The 20,346-nt window shown below is 67.3% G+C and carries 24 protein-coding genes; 17 read left to right on the top strand and 7 right to left on the bottom strand.

From position 1 onward, the window contains the following. Nucleotides 1–35 precede the first annotated feature (35 nt). Both ACFVYN_RS37065 and ACFVYN_RS37060 read left to right on the top strand, forming a co-directional pair. Nucleotides 36–1,958 (top strand): AIPR family protein, encoded by a 1,923-nt coding sequence (locus tag ACFVYN_RS37065; RefSeq protein ID WP_390006573.1) that lies wholly within the window; start codon nt 36–38, stop codon nt 1,956–1,958. Nucleotides 1,959–2,360: 402 nt separating this feature from the next. Continuing rightward, complete coding sequence (locus tag ACFVYN_RS37060; protein WP_390006572.1) at nt 2,361–3,797, top strand: hypothetical protein; 1,437 nt, start codon at nt 2,361–2,363, stop codon at nt 3,795–3,797. Nucleotides 3,798–4,145: 348 nt separating this feature from the next. Here the strand turns inward: ACFVYN_RS37060 and ACFVYN_RS37055 are convergent, their stop codons facing one another. Genes ACFVYN_RS37055 through ACFVYN_RS37045 form a run of 3 tightly spaced genes read right to left on the bottom strand, consistent with a single transcriptional unit; the run spans nt 4,146 to nt 5,426 of the window. After that, a complete protein-coding gene (locus tag ACFVYN_RS37055; protein ID WP_390006591.1) occupies nt 4,146–4,544 on the bottom strand; it encodes a hypothetical protein in 399 nt (132 codons plus the stop codon). Continuing rightward, nucleotides 4,544–4,972 carry an ATP-binding protein gene (locus ACFVYN_RS37050; RefSeq protein ID WP_390006570.1) on the bottom strand — a complete coding sequence of 143 codons (429 nt, stop codon included), beginning with the start codon at nt 4,970–4,972 and terminating at the stop codon, nt 4,544–4,546. Before ACFVYN_RS37050 ends, ACFVYN_RS37055 begins: the two co-directional genes overlap by 1 nt. Before the next feature lie 46 nt (nt 4,973–5,018). Further along, a complete protein-coding gene (locus ACFVYN_RS37045; protein ID WP_390006590.1) occupies nt 5,019–5,426 on the bottom strand; it encodes an NUDIX hydrolase in 408 nt (135 codons plus the stop codon). Between the two features lie 109 nt (nt 5,427–5,535). Between ACFVYN_RS37045 and ACFVYN_RS37040 the strand changes: the two genes are divergently transcribed. The 11 genes from ACFVYN_RS37040 to ACFVYN_RS36990 all read left to right on the top strand — a co-directional run bounded on the left by ACFVYN_RS37040 (nt 5,536) and on the right by ACFVYN_RS36990 (nt 13,259). Next, nucleotides 5,536–6,327 (top strand): GntR family transcriptional regulator, encoded by a 792-nt coding sequence (locus ACFVYN_RS37040; RefSeq protein ID WP_390006569.1) that lies wholly within the window; start codon nt 5,536–5,538, stop codon nt 6,325–6,327. A 170-nt stretch (nt 6,328–6,497) separates the two neighbouring features. After that, nucleotides 6,498–6,854, top strand: coding sequence for a hypothetical protein (locus ACFVYN_RS37035; protein ID WP_266399778.1), 357 nt, complete (start codon nt 6,498–6,500; stop codon nt 6,852–6,854). Further along, the gene (locus tag ACFVYN_RS37030; RefSeq protein ID WP_390006567.1) at nt 6,854–8,230 is read left to right on the top strand and encodes an FtsK/SpoIIIE domain-containing protein; all 1,377 of its coding nucleotides are present in this window, start codon (nt 6,854–6,856) and stop codon (nt 8,228–8,230) included. Before ACFVYN_RS37035 ends, ACFVYN_RS37030 begins: the two co-directional genes overlap by 1 nt. A gap of 82 nt (nt 8,231–8,312) precedes the next feature. Then, nucleotides 8,313–8,942, top strand: coding sequence for a DUF2637 domain-containing protein (locus ACFVYN_RS37025; protein ID WP_390006566.1), 630 nt, complete (start codon nt 8,313–8,315; stop codon nt 8,940–8,942). A gap of 12 nt (nt 8,943–8,954) precedes the next feature. Continuing rightward, complete coding sequence (locus ACFVYN_RS37020; protein WP_390006565.1) at nt 8,955–9,146, top strand: mobile element transfer protein; 192 nt, start codon at nt 8,955–8,957, stop codon at nt 9,144–9,146. Nucleotides 9,147–9,162: 16 nt separating this feature from the next. Continuing rightward, entirely contained in the window at nt 9,163–9,348 is a 186-nt protein-coding gene (locus ACFVYN_RS37015) for a hypothetical protein (RefSeq protein ID WP_356350966.1), read from the top strand. A 33-nt stretch (nt 9,349–9,381) separates the two neighbouring features. Then, nucleotides 9,382–9,630, top strand: a complete 249-nt coding sequence (locus ACFVYN_RS37010; RefSeq protein ID WP_390006564.1) for a SpdD protein — start codon at nt 9,382–9,384, stop codon at nt 9,628–9,630. A gap of 122 nt (nt 9,631–9,752) precedes the next feature. Further along, entirely contained in the window at nt 9,753–11,096 is a 1,344-nt protein-coding gene (locus ACFVYN_RS37005) for a replication initiator (protein ID WP_390006563.1), read from the top strand. Then, nucleotides 11,089–11,283 carry a DNA-binding protein gene (locus ACFVYN_RS37000; RefSeq protein WP_390006562.1) on the top strand — a complete coding sequence of 65 codons (195 nt, stop codon included), beginning with the start codon at nt 11,089–11,091 and terminating at the stop codon, nt 11,281–11,283. The genes ACFVYN_RS37005 and ACFVYN_RS37000 overlap by 8 nt, the downstream gene beginning before the upstream one ends. Nucleotides 11,284–11,298: 15 nt before the next feature. Then, nucleotides 11,299–12,519: a tyrosine-type recombinase/integrase gene (locus ACFVYN_RS36995; RefSeq protein ID WP_390006561.1), complete on the top strand. Its 1,221-nt coding sequence runs from the start codon at nt 11,299–11,301 to the stop codon at nt 12,517–12,519. A 545-nt stretch (nt 12,520–13,064) separates the two neighbouring features. Then, nucleotides 13,065–13,259 (top strand): hypothetical protein, encoded by a 195-nt coding sequence (locus ACFVYN_RS36990; RefSeq protein WP_390006559.1) that lies wholly within the window; start codon nt 13,065–13,067, stop codon nt 13,257–13,259. 85 nt (nt 13,260–13,344) lie between these two features. Here ACFVYN_RS36990 and ACFVYN_RS36985 read toward each other — a convergent pair whose 3' ends face one another. Then, the gene (locus ACFVYN_RS36985) at nt 13,345–14,106 is read right to left on the bottom strand and encodes a phosphoglyceromutase (protein ID WP_390006557.1); all 762 of its coding nucleotides are present in this window, start codon (nt 14,104–14,106) and stop codon (nt 13,345–13,347) included. 152 nt (nt 14,107–14,258) lie between these two features. On the opposite strand from ACFVYN_RS36985, the gene ACFVYN_RS36980 reads away from it, so the two are divergent. After that, on the top strand, nt 14,259–15,527 hold the full coding sequence (locus tag ACFVYN_RS36980; protein WP_390006556.1) for an MDR family MFS transporter: 1,269 nt from the start codon (nt 14,259–14,261) through the stop codon (nt 15,525–15,527). On the opposite strand, the gene ACFVYN_RS36975 is transcribed toward ACFVYN_RS36980, so the two are convergent. Continuing rightward, nucleotides 15,502–15,927, bottom strand: coding sequence for a DUF2000 family protein (locus ACFVYN_RS36975; RefSeq protein ID WP_390006555.1), 426 nt, complete (start codon nt 15,925–15,927; stop codon nt 15,502–15,504). The genes ACFVYN_RS36980 and ACFVYN_RS36975 overlap by 26 nt on opposite strands. 49 nt (nt 15,928–15,976) lie before the next feature. Between ACFVYN_RS36975 and ACFVYN_RS36970 the strand changes: the two genes are divergently transcribed. Then, a complete protein-coding gene (locus tag ACFVYN_RS36970) occupies nt 15,977–16,792 on the top strand; it encodes an AraC family transcriptional regulator (protein WP_390006554.1) in 816 nt (271 codons plus the stop codon). 220 nt (nt 16,793–17,012) lie between these two features. Then, nucleotides 17,013–17,357: a hypothetical protein gene (locus ACFVYN_RS36965; RefSeq protein WP_390006553.1), complete on the top strand. Its 345-nt coding sequence runs from the start codon at nt 17,013–17,015 to the stop codon at nt 17,355–17,357. Nucleotides 17,358–17,377: 20 nt separating this feature from the next. On the opposite strand, the gene ACFVYN_RS36960 is transcribed toward ACFVYN_RS36965, so the two are convergent. Both ACFVYN_RS36960 and mshA read right to left on the bottom strand, forming a co-directional pair. Next, nucleotides 17,378–17,878 carry a YbjN domain-containing protein gene (locus ACFVYN_RS36960; RefSeq protein ID WP_390006552.1) on the bottom strand — a complete coding sequence of 167 codons (501 nt, stop codon included), beginning with the start codon at nt 17,876–17,878 and terminating at the stop codon, nt 17,378–17,380. Next, on the bottom strand, nt 17,871–19,208 hold the full coding sequence (mshA, locus tag ACFVYN_RS36955) for a D-inositol-3-phosphate glycosyltransferase (protein WP_390006550.1): 1,338 nt from the start codon (nt 19,206–19,208) through the stop codon (nt 17,871–17,873). Before mshA ends, ACFVYN_RS36960 begins: the two co-directional genes overlap by 8 nt. 252 nt (nt 19,209–19,460) lie before the next feature. Between mshA and ACFVYN_RS36950 the strand changes: the two genes are divergently transcribed. After that, nucleotides 19,461–20,285 carry a class I SAM-dependent methyltransferase gene (locus ACFVYN_RS36950; RefSeq protein ID WP_390006548.1) on the top strand — a complete coding sequence of 275 codons (825 nt, stop codon included), beginning with the start codon at nt 19,461–19,463 and terminating at the stop codon, nt 20,283–20,285. Nucleotides 20,286–20,346 lie beyond the last annotated feature (61 nt).

Here is a 20,346-nt window from a genome sequence, read left to right as displayed (position 1 = left end):
CGGGACGTCGTAGGTTCCAGCGTCCTCATACTTCGGTGCTGGGGTTGCTGTCCTACCGGCCGCTCAGCGCCGGGCTGGCACAGGGGCCGCCGGCACCGTCGGAGCGTCGCGTTGTCGACGAGCAATCACAGCCTGACCCTTCCCTATCACCGTGTGCAATCGATACGGTGCTCGTTCCAGGGACGATTCTGCTGATCTTGGCATGCGGGGGGCGCATGAAGAAGCTGTGGGTCAGGCACATCAAGGACGCGCTGCACACAGGTTTCGCGGATCACATCGATATGAGTGATTACGAAAAGGCTAGCTATTCTGTCCGCGAAAAGGCGCTCCTGAGCCGATCCTTAGCGGCTCTCGCGATTCAGAGGTTTACCGAACTCTCAGCGGACCAGGCGGCTGCAACCGTAGTGGATGGCAGCCATGATAATGGAATTGACGCCATTGCGATCGATGCCACACAGCACAGGGTGATTCTTGTGCAGTCCAAGTGGGACGGATCAGGAGACGGCAGTCTTGGCCTAGGTGATTCAAGGAATTTTATTGCGGGATTTAAGGACCTCCTCGACACGAAGTTTGACCGCTTCACGCCTCGACTCAGAGCCCGCGAGGACCAGATTACGGCGGCGCTCGACGATGTAGATGTGACATTCGTGCTTGTCGTTGCCACAACCGGCCGAACAGAGTTGGCGAAACCGTCTGCTGCGGTTTTTCAGGACGTGCTCGACGAAATGAATGAGACTCAACAGCTTGTTTCGGTAGAGATGCTGGGTCTGACTGAGTTTCATTCTTTTGTTGCTGAGGGGCTGGGGGGCTCGCGAATCGATTTTCCTGCACAACTGGAGAATTGGGGAACAGTAAGCGAGCCATATGAAGCCTACTATGGTGTTGTGACGGCTTCGAATGTTGCAGAGTGGTACGAACGTTTTGGTGACCGGCTGTTCTCGCAGAACATTCGCAAGGCTCTTGGTAACACCAGCGTGAACGATGCGCTGGCAAATACTATTCTGGATTTTCCTCATCATTTTTGGTACTTCAATAATGGCGTGACGGCCCTCTGTGAGAGCATCAAGAAGACGCCGCGCGGCGCCGCAACCCGCACCTTCGGTGATTTTTCTCTGACCGGAGTAAGTATCGTAAATGGTGCTCAGACTGTAGCTAGCATCCATAAGGCGTGGCAAAGGAGTGGGAGTTCTCTCGACGGCGCAATGGTATGGGTTCGATTCATTAATCTCGAAGCCTGCCCTGAGGGTTTTGCAACGGCAGTCACGAGAGCGACAAATACGCAAAACAGCGTGGAAACGCGAGATTTTGTGGCTTTGGATCCGCAACAGGATCGTTTGCGGACCGAATTGGTGCTTTCGTTGAAGAAGACGTACGCGATCAAACGTGGAGAACCTGTACCCAGCGTTGAAAACGGCTGCACAGTGGTGGATGCCACCGTAGCTCTGGCATGCGCGAATCGCGAGCCAAGTTTGGCGGTCCTTGCAAAGAGCAAGGTTGGAAGTCTTTGGGAATCAACGGAAAAGCCTCCGTACCGTACGCTGTTCAATCCAACTGTGGGACCGTATCGTGTATGGAGATGCGTTGAGGTCATGCGCCTTGTCGACCTCACGCTGTCTGACCTAAAGAAGGAACTCGATGGACGTCCGCGGTCAGTTTGCCTCCAAGGTAACCGTCTCGTACTTCACTTGGTTTTCCGAGAACTCGACCTGCAGCGAATCGATGACGCCGAGTTCGATTGGTCTTCGGAGCTGAGGCGAGTTCCGGCGCTTACCGAAAAAGCGCTCCTTTCTCTCGTGGAGCATGTCGATGATGTATATTCGAGCAGCTATGTGACAAGCCTCTTCAAAAACATCACAAAATGCAGGGATATCGTTCAGCGGGTTCGTGATGACTGGCCCAAAGAGACTGATGACAGTAAACCGGAAGTAAGGACAGGGCGACGATTCTTCCGGAACTAGGGAGCTTCACGGCCAGAGTGTCCGCGGCATCCGGGAACTCAGTCCGGCTTGTCAGGCATCGGCAGACAGCCGGACGTGCCTCGCGCAGAACCACAGCCCGGATGGCGAGTGCTCTTAACGTCGCTTCCCTTCGCTCGCGGCCTGGTCGATAGGCCTGAGCTGCTGGCCCCCAGTTCAGCCATAACTGATCATCGACGGCCGTGACCTGCGGCCGCCTAGAAGATCAATGTGCTGACCTGCTGCTGAGCCGTCAGCACTTGTCGACGTTGGTCATCGTTGGGCGCCCTTCCACGGCCCGAGGACGGTCCGGGAGGGCGCGTGTGTGTGACGGGAGAGCATGCGGAACCGGGCTCAACGACTCGCTAATCTCAGACACCCGGCTTATAGGGCATAATCTCATCTATGGCCGAGAATGGTGGACCTCCTCGCGATGATTTGTACGTTCCGGACCGATTTGAGATGTTGCGTGACGTTGGTACCGGAGCCCTGCAAACCATCATCACGCCCGTACAGGGCGCGCTTGTCGAGATTGACGTTCAATTCGCAGATATGAGGGCTGCGCGGCGTGGGGCTCTTATGGTCCTGCGTGGCGAGACAGGTGCTGGAAAGTCCACCTTCCTCGATACTATCGGCTTGTTTCGCACCGGGCTTGTGACGGAGCGTATCCCTGCGTCGGATAATGTCACCGAGGCGCTTCAGGGGAAAAAGCGGATCGACGTCCCTCGCGTCATTGTGATGGAAGGTCGAGAGGCCTTGGGTGAGGCCTCTGCCGAATTCATTGAGGCTGCGATGCACGGAATTAACTCTTTCGTGCGCTCCGATGCCGGTCGTGACACACTGGTAGTGTGGCCCGCCAATACTGACGATCTCGCTGATCTACTGACAGAAAAGGCCCTGAAGATCGGAGGTGAGGCCCTCCTCGGAGTGGGGGACCCGGTCACTCGATTTTCGGGGCCAGCAAAGAGTCAGTTCGTCGGTATCGCCGAACGGACTGTAGGTGCGCTGAATGAGGGAGCCTCCCTCGCCGCGCTGGGAATTTCTGAGGATGCCGCCAGCGCTTTGGTGCAGCAAGCCTCCACGATTGGGCGATTCCTGGCGCTGGTTCGTGGAGCGCTGATCCGGAACGGCGCTAAAGTTCGCGCTTTGATGGCGGCCGAGCAATTTCGCCTCTGGACGCTGGTTATTGCTGGCAATGAGCCGGAAGGGGATGTCGCTGCCCTGACGCGAGGCGGTCATGCTTACGCGGATGTTGACCGCCTTATGACGGCGACCAATGCAAACATTGTTGCTGATCTCAAGAAGCAACCCGATCAGGTGGGTATTCTAGGCACCGTATTCGACGCTAAGATCATCCATGTAGACATGATGACGGCGCTGGCGGTTGCACGGCAATACGGCGATGCTGCATTGCATCAGGAGATGGCCGACCTCGGTATGTCGACGAGCGCGGAGCCGAAGGCTGTTGAGCGGTTGCTCTCGGCAGAGCTAGGCTTGCTATTGAGCGGAAGCTCCCTTGGTTTGCGAAAGCGTGGAGGCAAGGCAGGAAGCAACACGCAGGCCGCCTTTGAGAGTCTCGCTTTCATTGCCACCAAGAAAGATGGTCTCCTGAACAAGGCGATCGGTACCGGTCTCAAAGATGTCGACCTGATCAATTCCTTCCAGACCGAGCGAGAGCTTGGTACGGAATATAAGTACTACAGTGATCTGTACTGTGAACGTGCCGAGGGGCCCATTCGTCTTGAAATGATGTGGCGCAAGTCGACTTCTCGCGCGGAGATTGCGAATTACGTCTTGTCCAAGCTCGGGAATTATGGCAGGGCTATCGGACTCCTTTCGTGACTGAAAGGTCGGCGGAGCGGCTTTGGGCTGGAGCTGCTTTGGGGCGAGTGATCATGGCCCCGTAAGCTTCCGGCGAGTCGGGCAGTCTGTGGACCTGCCCGTTAAAGCACGACGTTGGGGCCATGATCTTAGAGGCTCGCCCCAAAGTGGCTGCCTAAAGCCGTGGAGCCGACCGCCCCAGCCACGACGTTCCCCTTTATTGGCACCACGCTGCTGATTGCTCTGAGCGCGGCACGGACGCCGGCCGGGTTGGAGCGGGGCGGAGACAGGAGCGTAGGCCCGGCCGGGGGCCGGGCCGCGCGCGGGGAGCGGAGCGAGCCGCCTTGAACCAGTAGAGAAAGTTGTAACTCAGTCGGTCTGCTGGGGTGGGCGAGACTCCATGTGCGGTGTGAAGCCGTGAGCACAGGACGGAAGTTCAGCCCCTTGACGGTGTGCCAGCGGTAGAAAGATCACGGGTCGGATCGTCCATGTGATGCGAGTACGGGCCTGGGTGAGCGTCACCGTGCTGGGTTCGGCGCGTAGGAGTGCGTTCCTCGTGGTGATGCGGCCGTCATACAGCCACTCCCACGCTTCCTGGGAAGCGTCGGGGTCCAGCGCCGGTGAGATCGTGCGGAGCGCGACCGCTACCCATCTGTCGGCCTGCGGTGCCGTGTACGCGTCGAAGGAAGCCCGAAGGACCGGTCGTGTCTCGGTGGTGAGGTCTTCGGTCCAGCACTCGCACCAGTAGCCCCGTTGCGGCTTGTCCATCAGCACGGGTGGCCTCCCGCGGGCGGGCCCGTGAACAACTCCGCGGTGACCGTGTGGCCGCCGTCGCTCTCATGGACCACGACCCGATGGGCGATCACGCTGACCATGCCCAAGCCTCGGCCGTGCTCGGCGTCCTGGTCCTGGCGCTCGATCTTCGGGGCAGTGCCGGCACCTCCGCAGTCCGTCAGCGACAACGCGATGACCTGTGCCGACACAGCCAGTGCCAGATGAAAGCTGCCCGAATCCTGGCCGCTGGCCGTGTGGAGGATCGCGTTCGCGCTCAGCTCGCTCACGATCAGTTCGGCGTCCTCCGCCCATGGCGACCCGTGCAGGATGTCGCGGGTCCAGCGGCGGGCCCGGCTCACCTCTTCCGGGAAACCAGGGCAAGTGAGCCCCCAGACCCGGGCCGTACTCGTATACTCGTGCATACAAGTTCCTTCGTGCTGGTAGGCCGCCATGTGCAGCGGGTTCGGGCTAGACGAGTTTCACGCCGTCATGGGCGCGGATGACAGGTGGAGACGCCGCGTCCATCGCGTCCAGAACGCGGATGGCGTATGCCTCGTCGGCAAGCTCGGAGACTTCTTCGCGGGTGGCCCAGCGCAGTGCGCGGGTCTCGTCGCCGGTGGTGGGCGTGCCGTCGGCAGCCTGGCAGCGGAAGACCAGGGAGACGATCAGGCCCGTCATGTTCTTGTAGACGCCGGTCAGAGTCGCCGGAAGGGCGATCTTGATGCCGGTCTCTTCGAGGACCTCGCGTTGCAGAGCCTCGGGGATGGTCTCCTCGCGTTCGAGGACACCGCCCGGAGGTTCCCACTTGCCGTTGTCGCGGCGCTGGATCAGGAGGGCCCGGCCCAGGTCGTCGATGACGACTCCGGCCACGCTCACGGAGTGCGGGCGTTCTGTGCTCACGTTCCTCGGCCCTCTCGGATGGCTAGGCTCTCCACCGTAGCAACAACACTCGCCCACACGTCTAGATACCTAAAGGAGTGCACTCGTGACCCCTGCTCTTCCCTCCGGCCAGCTCGGTGATCTCGACCCCACGAGCGATCGTGCGGTCTTCCGGCAGATCGCCGACCAGCTGCGCGAGGCCATCGACCGTGGGCGGTTCCGAGAGGGCGAGAAGCTGCCCTCCGAGGCGGAGCTTGTGGACCACTACGGGGTATCCCGGATGACCGTCCGCAACTCCTTCTCCATCCTCCAGGGCGAAGGACTGGTCCATGCCGAGCACGGCAAGGGCGTGTTCGTCCGGCCCCGGCCACCCGTGCGGAGGCTCGCCTCCGACCGGTTCGCCCGTCGGCATCGGGAGCAGGGCAAGTCCGCGTTCATCGTCGAGGCCGACACGGTCGGCAGCCATCCCCAGGTCGACAGCCTTGAGGTGAAGGAAGAGAAGGCCAGTCAGGACATCTCCACGCGGCTCGGCTCGGTGCGGCGGGTGCTGGCCCGGCGCCGGCGGTACCTCCTCGACGGGCGGCCGGTCGAGTTCGCCACCTCCTTCCTGCCCCTCGACATCGCCCGCGGTACGCAGATCGCCGAACCCAACCCCGGGCCCGGCGGCATCTACGCCCGTCTCGAAGAACTCGGCCACCGCCTGGACCACTTCGAAGAGGAGATCCGGGCCCGGATGCCCTCACCGGACGAGGTCAAGACGCTGCGGCTGGCTTCCGGTGTACCCGTCATCCACCTGATCCGCACCGCCTTCGACACGGAGGGGCGGGCCGTCGAGGTCTGCGACACGGTCATGGCGGCGGACGCCTACGTCCTGTCGTATCAGCTTCCGGCGACCTGATCGTCATGGTTTGCGGTGGTGCGCGGGGGCGCTCGCCCGAACTCGTACACCTCAGCATGCATACTCGTATAGACGAGTGGGCAAGTTGTGTGACAGGGTGATCGTCGTGGGCCCGGGAGATCGGGCTCACACATCGCTACATGTATAGACGAGTAGATGGGGAAACTGCCTTGCGTACCATCCGTGTTGAGACCTCCGCCGCCACGATCCTCCTCACCGAGGCTCCTGAGCCCAAGGTCCGCGACCGTCAGACCGGCGAGATCGCCAAGGACGCCGTCAGCGGTGAGGCGCTGATGACGCTCGGCGTCGTCTACATCGAGGATGGCGAGTCCTCGCTGATCAAGGTCACCGTGCCGGAGGGCGGTGTCTCCGAGGGCCTGAACCTCGGTGCTCCGGTCTCGCTGCCGGGGCTCGTCGCCCGGCCGTGGGAGTCGGTGTTCAACGGCCAGCAGCGTCACGGCATCGCCTACCGGGCCGCTGCTGTCACCCCGGCCGCGTTCCCGGCCGTCATGGGGGCCACCGCCTGATGACCGACCTGACGACGCTCCTGGAGGTGGGTGGTCCTGTCGCCGCGCTCGGCGGCGGGGCTGCCTACACCCGGGCCAAGTACCCCGCGGTGTACTGGTCCGCCGTCGGCGGCCTGATATCCACCGTCCGCCTGCTCAGCTCGTACAGCTCCGTCATGGAGGCCTGCGGCCTGACCGTCGCGCCCTCCCGGCTGCGGGTCCTCGCCGTGAAAACCACCACCCGGCGAGAAGTTCGGCCGGTCCCGCCTCGCCGGGGATTCATCCGGCCGACCTCGACCGGGCTGCGTATCCGGCTGCGGCTCGCCCCCGGGCAGGAACCCGCCGACGTCGCCGCCTCGGCCGAACGGCTGCGGCACGCCTGGGGAGTTCACGCCGTCTACGTCACCACCGTCAAGCCGGGTGTCGTGGAACTGCGGCTTGTCGGCTACGACGTCTTGCGGCGGGTCCGGATGCCGCGCAAGGCGGACTCCGGGTTTCTCAAGGTGCCGGTCGCTCTGAGGGAGGACGCCACTCCTTTCGTACGCGACTACCGGACCGTTCCCCACCAACTCACCCTGGGCGCGACCCTGTCGGGCAAGTCCATGTACCTGCGCCACCTCATCGCGGGACTGGCTCCACAGCCCGTCGCTCTCGTCGGCGTTGACTGCAAGCGGGGCGTGGAACTGGCGCCCTTCGCCGCCCGCCTCTCCGCCCTCGCCACCGACCCGGACGAAGCCGCCGAACTGCTGCCCGCCCTGGTCAAGGAAATGGAGGACCGGTACGACCTGATCAAGGCTCGGCAAGGTATCGCGCCCGGCACCCCGGATGAGGAGATCACTTCCGACATCTGGGGCCTGCCTGAGAGTGAACGGCCCGCGCCCGTCGTCCTGTTCGTCGACGAGGTGGCCGAACTGTTCCTCACCGCAACCCGCAAGGATGAGGAACGGCGGGACGAGATGGTCACCCAGCTGATCCGTCTCGCCCAGCTCGGCCGCGCGGCCGGCATCTACCTGGAGGTGTGCGGGCAGCGCTTCGGTGCCGAACTCGGCAAGGGCGCCACCATGCTCCGCGCCCAGCTCACCGGCCGTGTGTGCCACCGTGTCAACGACGAGGCCTCCGCCAAGATGGCGCTCGGCGACATCGCCCCGGAAGCGGTCTCCGCCGCCTGCGCCATCGCTCCCGAACTGCCCGGCCTCGCCGTCGCGGGCGACACCTCCGGCGGCTGGTCCCGCATTCGCACGCCATATCTGTCCCTCGGCGATGCCGCCCAGATGTGCCGGGAGTCGGCGCACCTGATGCCCGACCTGGCCGCGCTCAAGTCCTTCCGGCCCGACGTCCCCGCACGTCCCGTCGAGAGCCTGGCCCCGACAGTCCTGCTGCACCCGGTGACCGACTAGAGCTCATCCCAACCCGGTCGGCGTGACCGCCTCGCGCCACGTCCCTACCCCTGTCATGCCCGAAACTGAAAGGAGCCGGACTGTGCGCGCCCATCTGGCCCGTGTCGACGCGGTGTTGGTCCAGGCGCTCATCGCCGCCGCTCTGTCCTTCGCCCACATCCACGACATCGCCATGGCGGCCGGACAGGACGGATGGAAGGCGTGGGCCTACCCGATCAGCGTTGACCTGCTGCTCGTCGCCGCATGGCGTCGACTGCGCTCCGGTACGGCCAAAGCAGCGGCCTGGTGCTGGTTCGTCATCGCACTCACCGCCTCCCTCGGCGCCAACGTCGCCACCGCCGGACTCCTCGACATGACCAACGTGCCGGCCTGGCTGCGCATCCTCGTCGCGGGCTGGCCCGCAGTCGCCTTCCTCGGCGGGACCCTCCTCGCCCACTCAGCGCCCAAAGCGGCCACCGACAAGATCGGCACAAAGGTCAGAGAAGACCAGGAGGACGAGCCCGAGGCCACACCCGACCCGCCTGCCCAACCCACCACCGAACCGACCCCACCAACCCCGCCCGTCCCGGTCCCGGTCGCTCTGGTCGACCACGCCCGCAAGGTCGCCGCCGAACACCACACCCGTACCGGCATCCCGATCGACACCCCAACCCTCCGGGCCCGCCTCGGCGTCCCGGCCCCGATGGCCGAAGCCATCGCCGCCCAACTCTGAAAGGAGACCCACATGTCCGCGAACCGCCGCTTCCGCAACGTCACCCGCACCGGCCCCGTCCAGGTCGCCACCTCCTACGACGGCCGGGGCCACGAGAAGCACACCGCCGCCTGCACGGCCCCGCGCTGCGGCTTCTCCGCCGACTACGACAGCCGCGCCGCCGCCGAACTGGCCGCCCGCACCCACCGCTGCCCCGTCCGCTGAAAGGACCTACCGCCCCGTGACCGTCAGCCTGCCGCTCGTCGTCGTCCTCGGTCTCTTCGCCTGGGGAGCGGTCAAGTTCCTCGGCGTCCGCACCTGGATCGTCGTCCTGATCGCCCTCTTCGGCTTCTGGCTCTCCCACACCTTCCTCGCCCCCGCCATCGAGTCCGGCACGCGCTCCGGCGTGACCGTCATAAACGGCTAACACATCTAGACGAGTAGATAAGGAAGGTCTGCCGTGTTCCTGCCCAAGTACCCCGACAACCCGACCCCGCCGCCCTCACATACCCACACCGCAACCACCGACCCGGCACCCGCCCGCCGCGCGCTGCCCTCGGTGTCCATCGATCAGAAGACGGTCGTCGCCCTGGTCGTCGGCGGAGTCGTCCTCACCGCGCTCCTGGCCGCCGTCGCTGTCACGGCCATCTCCGTCGCCGTGGCCGCCGTCGTCCTGCGCTCCCTGCTCCGCGACCAGCACCGCCGCTAAGCCCACTCGGCCTCCGGGGCGGCGGCACACGACCAAGCATTTCGCCGCCCCGGGGCCTGTTCCTACCGACCGAGCCAGTCAGAAGGAGAAACGCCATCTTCACCCGCACCACCCCGGCCCCCGTGCCGGAACTCGCGAACCTGGCCGCTCAGGGCACCCTCCCCGGTATCCTCCGCCAGCTCTCCACCCTCGGCGGCTGCACCCACCCCATCCGCCTCGACGGCCACCGCACCGAATACGACGTCGACACGATCACCGGCGAGATCGGCCGCATCCTCCAGCACCTCGACTCGACCAGCCTCCCCGCCGGCCAACTCCTCGTCCGCTGCAACAACCGCCGCACCACCCGCTGCCCGGCCTGCGCCGAGGTCTACCGCCGCGACACCTTCCACCTGATCACCGCCGGACTCCGCGGCGGCAAGGGCACCCCCGATCAAGTCGGCGCCCACCCCCGCGCGTTCGCTACCTTCACCGCCCCCGGCTTCGGCCCGGTCCACAACCGCCGCACCGACGGCCGCCCCTGCCGTTGCGGCCTCCACCACGACCAGGACGACGACAGCCTCGGCACCCCGCTCCACCCGGACACCTACGACTACGAAGCCGCCGTCCTCTGGAACGCCCACGCGGGCCAACTCTGGCGGCGCTTCTCGATCTACCTCCGCCGGGAGGTCGCCAAGCGCGCGGGCCTCTCGCAACGCCGCCTCCGGGACCACGCGCGCGTGTCGTTCGCCAAGGTCGCCGAGTACCAGAAGCGCGGCGCTGTCCACTTCCACGCCGTCATCCGCCTCGACGGCCCCGGCGGCGGCGAAACTCCGCCTCCGTCGTGGGCCACCGCGGAGCTGCTGACCGACGCCATCGAAGCTGCCGCTTCCAAGGTCCGCGTCGACGGCCCGACGATCGACGGCCGCGCCCACACCTTCGTCTTCGGCCGCCAACTCGACGTCCGCACCATCCGCTCCGCCGACTTCAACGACGGCCAGCAGCTCACCGAACGAGCCGTCGCCGCCTACATCGCCAAGTACGCCACCAAGGGCGCGGAGACCGCCACGGGAGCTCTCGACCGGCCGCTGAAGTTCGTCGCCGAACTCGCCCAGCTCGACATCAGCGAGCACGCACGCCGCCTGATCCGAACCGCCTGGGCCCTCGGCGCACGCAAGGACCTCGAACACCTCCGCCTGCGCGCCTGGGCTCACATGCTCGGCTTCCGCGGCCACTTCTCCACCAAATCCCGCCGCTACTCCACCACCCTCGGCGCACTCCGCAACGCACGCGCCGAATGGCGACGAGCACAGGCCGCAGCGGTTACCGACGATCTGACCACCTCCGGAAATCCGGAGGCGACCACCACGACCCTCGTCCTCGCCCATTGGGTCTTCGCCGGAACCGGCCTCTCCGACACCGAAGCCTGGCTGTCCGCATCCCTCGAACCCGCCCCCGGAACCGAAGGAGAACCCACCCGTGGCTAGCCGACGCCTCGCCCTGGCCGACGTGGCCGCAGAACCGCGCGCCCTTCCCTCGCGGTACCTGACCCCTGACGACCTGGTGGAGATGTTCGAGCTGCCCAGCATCGAGACGGTCTACCAGTGGCGACGTAAGCGCACCGGGCCCCGTGGGTTCCGCGTCGGCCGGCACCTGCGCTTCGACCCGGCCTGAGAGGGCGGCTGCCTGATGGCCGGGCATATCCAAGATCGTTGGTTCAAGACCGAGGTTGGGCCTGACGGCAGGGCCCGCAGAGTGAAGAGCGAGCGCTATGGCTCGGGTGCGCGCTACCGCGCACGGTACGTCGGCCCGGACGGTACGGAGAAGTCCAAGAGCTTCCCCGACAGACAGAAGCGGTTGGCTGATCAGTGGCTCGCTCACACCGAGGCGGACATGGCACGCGGGCAGTACATCGACCCGCGTGCCGCTCGGGTCACCTTCCAGCAGTACGCCGAGACATGGGTATCCACCCAGGGAGCCGACCCGAACACCCAGGCTTCGATGGAGTCACAGCTTCGGCTGCACGCCTTCCCATACCTGGGATCGCGCCCACTCGGCTCCTTCCAGCCTGCGCACATCCGGGACTGGGTGCGGCAGCTGAGCGAGAACGGCATCCGGGGCTCGTACGCCCGCACCATCTACTCAAACGTGCGTGCCGCCCTCAGCGCGGCCGTGGACGACGGGCACCTTCCCCGGAATCCGTGTGCGGCTCGATCGGTCCGGCCGCCGACCGTCGATGACAGGCGCGTGGCTCCCTGGACACCGGAGCGTGTCTTCGCCGTCCGGGCCGGCATGCCCGAGCGGTTCCGGGCCATGGTTGACCTAGGTGGCGGCTGCGGGCTGCGACAGGGCGAGATCCTCGGTGTGGCAGTCGATGCGATCGACTTCGAGTCGGGCCCGCTCCACGTGGTCCAGCAACTCAAGCTGAGCCGGAGCAAGGCCGTGTTCGCCCCGCCCAAGGGTGGCAAGCTCCGGGACGTGCCGCTTCCTGGGCCGGTCGCTGATGCCTTGCGGGCCCACATGAAACGATTCCCGCCGGTCGACATCACCTTGCCGTGGAAGGTGGCGGCCGGGCCTCCGGTGACCAAGCGGCTGATCTTCACCGGCCCGCGTGGCGGTCATGTCTGGCGGACGTCCCTCAACGAGGAAGTGTGGAAGCGGGCTCTCGCCTCGGCCGGGGTGATCCCCGAGCGGAAGCAGGGCGAGTCCTACGCCGAGTCCCGCGAGAACGGCATGCACGCCCTCCGGCACTTCTACGCCTCGGTGCTCCTGGACGCCGGGGAGAACATCAAGGCCCTGGCCGAGTACCTCGGCCACTCGGACCCGGGCCTGACGCTCCGCGTGTACGCGCACCTCATGCCGTCCAGCCAGGAGCGCACCCGCAAGGCGATTGCGGCCGTCTTCGCTTGACCCGCAGACCCTGCGTCTCGGATCTCCATCCGTGAACTTTGGTCCGTGAACATTGGTCCGGCTCGGCAAAGTTGCGCCACACAATTCGCGGACCACAGCATTTGGATTCACCATCCGTGAACTTTGGTCCGTGAACATTGGCCCGGCTCGGCAAAGTTGCACCACACAATTCTCGACCGCACCCGCCCGGCCGGGTGGTGGCCACCCACCTGCCCTCCCGCCCGGTCGGACGCCTGCCCTCCCGCCCGGCCGGCCGCCCGGCCGGGTGCCTGGCTACCTCTACAGCCCGGCGTAGGTGACCGGATTTAAGGAAACAGGGCACGTGGGAAACAAGGTTCAACAGAAGACTCGACAGCTTAAGCCTATCGACCCACCAGACACCGATACGGAGGCATCAGTTCCGCAACTGTGCAGGGATTTGCACGACATGACAGCGGTGCAATATCGTCCAGATCGCTAGCGGGGAAGCGAGAAGGCCACCCAGGGCAATGGGTGGCCTTCGATCTCCATTAGTGCCTTTTCGTTGCGACAACTAGGAGGAACCCATGGAGAACACCATGGTGCCACGCTTCGGCGTAAGCATCGACATCGCTCCCCGCGAACCTTCGTTCGCGCTGGTCGGGGGCGCGGGCAGTTCCCTCGGCATCTGGGTGGGAGCTCCCGAGTGGGCCGTCGCCATCGGGGCCTTCCTCGTCACGTTCCGAGTGAGCGTCCGCGTCTGGAAGAGGCGGACCATCTAGCGTCACGGCCCCACCACGGCCCAGACGCAACATCAGGCCTCCTAGCAGCGGAGAAATCCCTGGTAGGAGGCCTGATGCATCAGGCTTACTTCTTCTTGCCCTGGTTCTTGACCGCCTCGATGGCCGCCGCAGCCGCCTCCGGGTCCAGGTACTTGCCGCCCGGCGTCACCGGCTTGAAGGACGCGTCGAGTTCGTAGTACAGGGGGATGCCCGTCGGGATGTTCAGGCCCGCGATGTCGGCGTCGGAGATGCCGTCCAGGTGCTTGACCAGGGCCCGGAGGCTGTTGCCGTGGGCCGCGACCAGGACCGTGCGGCCGGCGAGGAGGTCCGGGACGATGCCGTCGTACCAGTACGGAAGCATGCGGACGACGACGTCCTTCAGGCACTCCGTGCGGGGGCGGAGCTCCGGGGGGATCGTGGCGTAGCGGGGGTCGGACGCCTGGGAGAACTCGGAGTCGTCCGACAGCGGGGGCGGCGGGGTGTCGTAGGAGCGGCGCCACAGCATGAACTGCTCCTCGCCGAACTCCGCGAGGGTCTGGGCCTTGTCCTTGCCCTGGAGGGCGCCGTAGTGGCGTTCGTTCAGGCGCCACGAGCGGTGGACCGGGATCCAGTGGCGGTCGGCGGATTCGAGGGCCAGCTGGGCCGTGCGGATCGCGCGCTTCTGGAGGGACGTGTGGAGCACGTCGGGCAGGAGGTCGGCGTCCTTCAGGAGTTCGCCGCCGCGGACTGCCTCCTTCTCGCCCTTCTCGTTGAGGTTGACGTCCACCCAGCCGGTGAACAGGTTCTTCGCGTTCCATTCGCTCTCGCCGTGGCGGAGGAGGATCAGCTTGTACGGTGCGTCGGCCATGCGTATGAGCGTAATCCACGCCCTCGGTCCGGGTGGAGCCCGCTCGACAGACGGACGGTTGGCGGGATCCGTTAATTGAGTGGCCCCGGGCCGCCTCCTCTTCGTAAGGTGTGCTCGCCTAAAGAGCCGCTTACATACGTGGGGGACCGTCCATGCCACTCGCCACCCTGAGACGCGCCACCCGTGAGACCGTCTCCGGGCTTCCCCCCGCGTTCTGGTGGCTGTGGACCAGCACCCTCGTCAACCGGCTCGGCGCCTTCGTCGCCACCTTCATGGCCCTCTACCTCACCCTCGACCGCGGCTACTCCGCCTCCTACGCCGGTCTCGTCGCCTCGCTGCACGGCCTGGGCGGAGTCGTCTCGTCGATCGGGGCGGGGGTCATGACCGACCGGCTCGGGCGGCGGCCCACCCTGCTCGTCGCGCAGTCCGCCACCGCCGCCTCCGTCGCGCTGCTCGGCTTCATGCAGCACCCCATCGCCATCGCCGCCGTCGCGTTCCTCGTCGGCATGACCTCCAACGCCTCCCGGCCGGCCGTGCAGGCGATGATGGCCGACATCGTGCGGCCCGAGGACCGGGTCAGGGCCTTCTCGCTCAACTACTGGGCCATCAACCTCGGTTTCGCCGTCTCCTCCATGGCCGCCGGGTTCATCGCCGAGTACAGCTATCTCGCGGGCTTCCTGATCGAGGCCGCGATGACCGCCGTCTGCGCGGTCGTCGTCTTCCTCAAGCTGCCCGAGTCCCGGCCCCTCGCACAGCACGCCGAGAAGGCCCCCGACGACGTCCGCCTCGGCACCGTCCTGCGCGACGGGCGGTTCATGAGTGTCGTAGGGCTGTCCTTCCTGGTCGCCGTGGTCTTCCAGCAGGGTTCGATCGGGCTGCCCGTCGCGATGGGCGAGGCCGGGTTCACACCGGCCGACTACGGCCTGGCCATCGCGCTCAACGGCGTGCTGATCGTCGCGCTGCAGATTCCGGTGACCCGGTTCATCCAGGACCGGGATCCCCAGCGGCTCCTCGTCGTCTCGTCGCTGCTCGCGGGATACGGCTTCGGGCTCACCGTCTTCGCCGGGTCCATCGGCCTCATCGCCCTCACCGTGTGCGTGTGGACCCTGGGCGAGATGATCAACGCGCCCACCCAGACCGGGCTCGTCGTGCGCCTCTCCCCCGCCCACGGCCGCGGCCGCTACCAGGGCATGTACACCCTGTCCTGGTCCGTCGCCGCCCTCGTGGCGCCCCTGATGTCCGGTGTCGTCATCGACCGGTTCGGGGCGCGGTGGCTGTGGGGGCTGTGCGCGGCCGTCGGGACGGTGGCGGCGGTCGGGTACGCGGTGCTGATGCGGCGCCTGTCCGGGGAGACGGCCGCCGAGAACGCCGTGACGCAGCTGCGGTGCAGTTCCGTCACGGATGCATCCGCGCGCCCTTGAGCACCTTGTCCACGGCATTGCGCGGGCCGTGGACCGCGAGGCCCACCAGGTCCAGCTCCCCCGTCGCCACCGCCCGCACCGCCGCGCGGTTGTCCCGGTCGTTGCCCGTGGCGAACAGGTCGCTCGTGAAGAGCGCGCGCGGGAGCGAACGGGACAGCACGCGCGTGTGGGCCGTCTTCAGCATCTCCTTGGTGCCCTCGAAGACCAGCACCGGCTGCCGGAACATCGGCAGGTAGGGCACGCCGTCGGCGTCCTCGTACGGTTCGCCGACCACCTCGGGGGCCTGGGTGCCCAGGCCGCTGACGAGGAACGCGGTGACGTTCAGGCGCTGCCAGGTCTCGAGGTCCTCGCGCAGCAGGACGGCGATCTTGGTGTCGAAGCGGATGGGTTCAGTGCTCATGGGATGAGACTCGCGGGCGTCGTACGACCTCGTCTTGTACGTTCTTTGCATGACCACGCGGCAACAGGTCACCGCATGGCGCCCCGCCGTTCCGGGTGTCACCGAGGTCTTCCACGCCCACTTCACCGAGTACGCGTACCCGATGCATGTGCACGAGGCGTGGACGCTGCTCATCGTGGACGACGGGGCCGTACGGTACGACCTCGACCGGCACGAGCACGGCACGCCGGACGACACCGTCTCCCTGCTGCCGCCGCACGTCCCGCACAACGGCTCGCCCGCCACCCCGGACGGCTTCCGCAAGCGGGTTCTCTACCTCGACCACACCCACCTCGGCGACGAGCTCATCGGGGCGGCCGTCGACGGGCCCGATCTGCGTGATCCCGTACTGCGGCAGCGGGTGGGGCAGTTGCACACGTCGCTGACCAGGCCCGGCGAGGAGTTCGAGGCGGAGAGCAGGCTGACGCTCATCGGCGACCGGCTCAGGTCCCTGCTGCGACCGCCGCTGTACGACGACCCCGCGCGCCGCGACCCCGCCCTCGCCCGCCGGCTGCGCGAACTCCTCGACGAGCGGGTCGTGGAGGGGCTGTCGCTGGAGGAGGCGGCAGGGGCCGTACAGGCCCATCCGGCGCATCTCGTACGGTCCTTCAGTGCCGCCTACGGCATCGCGCCGCACCAGTACCTCACCTCCCGCCGTGTCGACCGGGCCCGGCGCCTGCTGCTCGCGGGGCAGGGTCCCGCCGAGGTCGCCGCGCTCACCGGTTTCCACGACCAGGCCCATCTCACCCGGCACTTCAAGCGGCTGGTGGGGGTGACGCCGGGGCGTTATCGCAACAGCTCCAGGGCCGGAAGGGCCGGACTCTAAGCGGGTGTTCGACGGAAGGCGTCCGTCCGGTGATCGACGCTGGTTGGCGTCGCTGGTTGGCGTCGCTGGTTGGCGTCGCCGGTATGGATGACAGACAGAACTCCTTACCGTTCAGACGTCTCTCCGTGGCCGTCGCGGGCGCTGCCGCCCTGGTCGCCCTCAGCGTGGGGGCGCCATCGCCGCGAGCTCGGACGACGAGCCCAGCGGGGCCGAGCCGAGCGTGACGACCAGCCTCCCACCGGACGCGGGCACAGTCGGTGGCAGCGGCAGCGGCAGCGGCGGTGGCGACAGCGACGGCAGTACGGTCGGTGGCGACGAGGGCGGCACCGGCGGGTCCGGTCCCAGCCCGGGATCCACCTCCCCGGACGATCCCCCGGTCACCGACGAACCCACGGGCGGGCCCACGGGCGAACCCTCCGCCCCGAGCGATCTGGCGGAGCTCAACCGCCGTATCGCCGAGCTCGACAAGAAGGTCGACGAGCTGCCCACCAAGAAGGAACTCGCCGACGCGCTGCGGGCCTTCGCGGACCAGCCGGACAAGCAGGCCGCGCCCGGCGAGTCGTAGGACCGCGGAAATCCTCCGGCTCAGTCCTGCGACCGCCGGGTCAGATGCGCGAACGCGTCCAGGTTGCGCGTCGACTCGCCCCGGGACACCCGCCACTCGTACTCCTTGCGGATCGCGGTGGCGAAACCCAGCTCCAGCAGGGTGTTGAAGCTGCCGTCGGCCGCCTCCAGGACCTGGCCCAGGAGGCGGTCGACCTCGTCGGCGGTGACCGCGGCGAGGGGGAGCTTGCCGGTGACGTAGACGTCGCCGAGCCGGTCGACGGCGTAACTCACGCCGTACAGCTTGAGGTTGCGTTCCAGGAGCCAGCGGTGGACGGCGGGTTCGTTCTCGTCGGGGTGGCGGATGACGAAGGCGTTCAGCGACAGGGAGTGGCGGCCGACGAGGAGCGAGACGGTCGTCTTCAGCTTGCGGGTGCCGGGGAGCTGCACGACGTAATTGCCGGGTGCGGGGCTCTCCCACTCGATCTCGGCGTCCTTGAGGACGCCCTCGATGACCTGTGCCGCCTTCTCTGCCTCAGCCATGGAGCGAGCGTACGTGACGCCGGTACGACTGCGCGGCGGCCACATACACGTCCGCCGTCGCCGCGGCCGCGGTGTCCCAGCCGAACAACTGGGCGTGCCGGGCGGCCGCCTCGCCCATGCGGGGTGTGAGCGCCGGGTCGTCGGCGAAGTCGCGCAGCACGCGCGCGTAGGCGGCCGGATCGTGTCCGCGTACGAGGAAACCGGTCCGTTCGTCGGCCACGGCCACCGGCAGCCCGCCGACCGCCGCCGCGAGCACCGGGGTACCGGCCGCCTGGGCCTCTATGGCGACCAGGCCGAAGGACTCGCTGTAGGAGGGCATGACCAGCACGGACGCGGCCCGGAACCAGTCGGCGAGCTGGTCCTGGCCGACGGGCGGGTGGAACCGTACGACATCCGCGATGCCGAGGCGGGAGGCAAGTTTCTGCAGGCCCTCGGGTTTGGCGAGGCCGCTGCCGCTGAGGCCGCCGACGACCGGGACGAGGATGCGCGAGCGCAGGTCGGGCCGCTGGTCGAGGAGGACGGCGACCGCGCGGAGCAGGATGTCGGGAGCCTTCAGGGGCTGGATGCGGCCCGCGAAGAGGGGGATCAGGGCGTCCTGGGGCAGACCGAGGCGGGCCCGGGCGGCCGCTCGGCCGTCCGCCGGGCGGAAGCGCTCGAGGTTCACACCGGGGTGGACGACGGCGACCTTGGCGGGGTCGGCGGCGTAGTGGCGGACGAGTTCCTCGCGCTCCTCGGCGGTGTTCGCGATGAGGCGGTCCGCGGCGGCGACGATCTGGGTCTCGCCGATGACGCGGGCGGCGGGCTCGGGGGTGTCGCCGTCGGCGAGGTTGGCGTTCTTGACCTTGGCCATGGTGTGCATGGCGTGCACGAGCGGGGTGCCCCAGCGCTGGGCGGCGAGCCAGCCGACGTGGCCGGAGAGCCAGTAGTGCGAGTGGACCAGGTCGTAGTGGCCCGGGCGGTGACCGGCCCAGGCCTGCATCACACCGTGGGTGAAGGCGCACAGCTGGGCGGGGAGGTCCTCTTTGTTGAGGCCCTCGTAGGGGCCCGCGTCGATGTGGCGGACCAGGACGCCGGGGGCCATCTCGACGGTGGGCGGGAGGCCGCCCGTCGTCGCGCGCGTGAAGATCTCGACCTCGATGTTGATCGCGGCGAGGCGCTGGGCGAGCTCGACGATGTAGACGTTCATGCCGCCGGCGTCGCCGGTGCCGGGCTGGTGGAGCGGTGAGGTGTGCACGGAGAGCATGGCGACGCGGCGGGGGCGGCGGTGCAGGCGCAACCGGTGGGGGGCGACCTGGGAGCGACGCTGGAGCCTGCTGACGTAGTGGCTCACGTGGCGTTCCTCCTTGCAGCGGGCATGCCGGGCGGAGGGCGTGGGGCCCCTCCAAGGGTGGGAACACCGGAGGGTGGCATTCCCATTCCGGGCGGGGTGGTTTTTGCCGAGGTATTACCGGGGGTCGCTCAACCGTTCGATGAATGAGTGCGTCAGCTGTGCCCGAAGGCCCGGGTACGGCGCGGCGGGGCGCGGTGAGGCGAGACATCTCGCCCGCGGTGACCCGGGTCCCCGCCGCATACCCTCTTAGGCATGACTTCCCGCGCCGCCTCCCGCCCTGTGGGCACGGTCACGCGCGGGACGACCAACCCCAACCGGCTGCGCCGCATGGACCGGTGGATCGCGGCCACGCACGGCGCCGAACTGCGCCGCGCCGCCGATCCGGTAGCCGTCGACCTCGGGTACGGGGCCGCGCCCTGGACCGCCGTCGAACTGCTCGCCCGGCTCCGCGAGAACGCTCCACGCACGCGCGTGGTCGGCGTGGAGATCGAACCGGCCCGGGTGACGGCCGCGAAGCCGTACGAACGGGACGGGCTCGTCTTCCGGCACGGCGGGTTCGAGATCCCGCTCCCCCAGCGGCCGCTGCTCATCCGGGCGGCCAACGTGCTGCGCCAGTACGACGAGGGGGAGGTGGCCGCCGTATGGGAGCGACTGTGTGCCCGGCTGGCTCCGGCCGACCCGGCACGGGGGTCGCGCGGCGGGCTGCTCGTCGAGGGGACCTGCGACGAGATCGGACGCCGGCACGTGTGGGTCGCACTCGGACCCGAGGGGCCGCGAACGGTCACCTTCGCGGCCCGGCTCGGCTCGCTGGAACGGCCCTCCGACCTCGCCGAGCGGCTGCCGAAGGCACTGATCCACCGCAACGTCCCGGGTGAGCCGGTACACCGCTTCCTGCGCGACTTCGACCGCGCGTGGGCAGCCGCCGCGCCCTACGCGTCGTACGGCGCCCGACAGCGGTGGATCCGCACGGTACGGGACCTGACGACCGACTGGCCGGTGACGGACGGGCCTTCGCGGTGGCGGCAGGGCGAAGTGACGGTGGGGTGGGGGGCGTTGGCGCCGGGCGGGGGTGGGTGAGGTGGGACGGGACGGGACGGGTGAGGTGGGGCTTGGTGGGCGGAGTTGGCGAACCCGTGTG

It is taken from the genome of Streptomyces sp. NPDC058307 (assembly GCF_042880295.1).
Lineage (GTDB): Bacteria > Actinomycetota > Actinomycetes > Streptomycetales > Streptomycetaceae > Streptomyces.
This window is presented reverse-complemented; position numbering and strand designations above follow the sequence as displayed.

Coding starts and splice junctions, on each gene's coding strand:
- ACFVYN_RS36970 (WP_390006554.1), top strand. CDS start 15,977: ATGACCACGCGGCAACAGGTCACCGCATGGCGCCCCGCCGTTCCGGGT.
- ACFVYN_RS37020 (WP_390006565.1), top strand. CDS start 8,955: ATGTCCGCGAACCGCCGCTTCCGCAACGTCACCCGCACCGGCCCCGTC.
- ACFVYN_RS37060 (WP_390006572.1), top strand. CDS start 2,361: ATGGCCGAGAATGGTGGACCTCCTCGCGATGATTTGTACGTTCCGGAC.
- ACFVYN_RS36960 (WP_390006552.1), bottom strand. CDS start 17,878: ATGGCTGAGGCAGAGAAGGCGGCACAGGTCATCGAGGGCGTCCTCAAG.
- ACFVYN_RS37050 (WP_390006570.1), bottom strand. CDS start 4,972: ATGCACGAGTATACGAGTACGGCCCGGGTCTGGGGGCTCACTTGCCCT.
- ACFVYN_RS36950 (WP_390006548.1), top strand. CDS start 19,461: ATGACTTCCCGCGCCGCCTCCCGCCCTGTGGGCACGGTCACGCGCGGG.
- ACFVYN_RS36990 (WP_390006559.1), top strand. CDS start 13,065: ATGGAGAACACCATGGTGCCACGCTTCGGCGTAAGCATCGACATCGCT.
- ACFVYN_RS37030 (WP_390006567.1), top strand. CDS start 6,854: ATGACCGACCTGACGACGCTCCTGGAGGTGGGTGGTCCTGTCGCCGCG.
- ACFVYN_RS36975 (WP_390006555.1), bottom strand. CDS start 15,927: ATGAGCACTGAACCCATCCGCTTCGACACCAAGATCGCCGTCCTGCTG.
- ACFVYN_RS36980 (WP_390006556.1), top strand. CDS start 14,259: ATGCCACTCGCCACCCTGAGACGCGCCACCCGTGAGACCGTCTCCGGG.
- ACFVYN_RS36985 (WP_390006557.1), bottom strand. CDS start 14,106: ATGGCCGACGCACCGTACAAGCTGATCCTCCTCCGCCACGGCGAGAGC.
- ACFVYN_RS36995 (WP_390006561.1), top strand. CDS start 11,299: ATGGCCGGGCATATCCAAGATCGTTGGTTCAAGACCGAGGTTGGGCCT.
- ACFVYN_RS37055 (WP_390006591.1), bottom strand. CDS start 4,544: ATGGACAAGCCGCAACGGGGCTACTGGTGCGAGTGCTGGACCGAAGAC.